The sequence below is a fragment of the Candidatus Hydrogenedentota bacterium genome, from assembly GCA_035450225.1.
Classification (GTDB): domain Bacteria; phylum Hydrogenedentota; class Hydrogenedentia; order Hydrogenedentales; family SLHB01; genus DSVR01.
Genome location: DAOTMJ010000122.1, coordinates 1 through 1,061 on the forward strand (window position 1 = coordinate 1; position 1,061 = coordinate 1,061).

Here is a 1,061-nt window from a genome sequence, read left to right on the forward strand (position 1 = left end):
GCCGCTAATCCATACTGCCCGGCCGCCGATGCCGCGCTCGCATGCCGTCTGTAGAACCCGGACGGCTTTCGGGTTCCCGACGAAATCGGCAAAGGTCTTCGGTCTAAATTGCTCGTGCAAAGCTGGCATGTTCTATCCTTCCGTGTTCTCGCGCGTCGCCTACTGACGCTGCGGAGTAGCACGCCCGGGCGCAAACCCAGGCGCGTTGACTCGGCAGCGTCATGCATCGGACATGACCGGAAGCTTCGCGCGGGTAGTCGCAACGGTGCTCATGCGGCCGCCCCTTCCGCCGCGGCCGGCGCCGTTTCGGTTTCGCGCTGCAGCGTTTCAGCCGTATCGAGAATCAGGGCGACGGCATCGCAGATACGATTCAGAAGTTTCTGGCAAACTGCAATAGGCGCTTTTTTCTGGCGCTCGCAATGTCCTTTAATGTAAACCCAAGCGCCGCCGAGATCGGCTTCTGTTTCATGGCCGAGCACTGTCAAAAGGACCGCGCCGCCAAGTTCAGCGACAATTTCCTGATCTAAATGCTGGCCGCTTTTCAGGCCACCGATGCAACGATCGTCCGCGGCGTGTACAAGCTCATGCGCCCATGTCGCGAGGTTTTTCACGCCCAGCGCAATAGCTTTGCCGTGTCGGTAGTAACCGAGCGCGCGATTGTCTGCGCCGTTGTACGTTTCTACGTGTAAACCCCATGCGCGCGCGACGGAAACGACCGGTAAACCGGCGATAAAGCGCTCAGATTCCGCGCTGCCCTTACTCGCGCGGGCCCATTTCTCCGTATCAATAACATCGGTTTGGTCCAGGCCAAAAACTGGAATGCTTTTGAAGCCAACCAGCACCATGCGCTCGCGTTCTTCGCCAGTCTCGGAATCGCGTTCACGGCGCTTGACGGTAATCGGGCCGAGAATTGGAAAGGCGCGCTCGCCTTTGCGGACCGCGCGCCCGGCATCAAGCCATTGCCTGTAGCCGCGCGCGTCATCATGACCAGCCAGGGCCGTCAAAAGCTGATTTGACCAGCTCCAGGCCCGACAGGGAACGGCATCGCGCCGATGGATGAA

The 1,061-nt window shown here is 59.9% G+C and carries 1 protein-coding gene; it reads right to left on the bottom strand.

All coding sequences use genetic code 11. The annotated features are described in order from the left end of the window. Positions 1-269 precede the first annotated feature (269 nt). A partial coding sequence (locus P5540_20025) for an ArdC family protein (GenBank protein ID HRT67103.1) occupies positions 270-1,061 on the bottom strand: 792 nt, incomplete at its 5' end.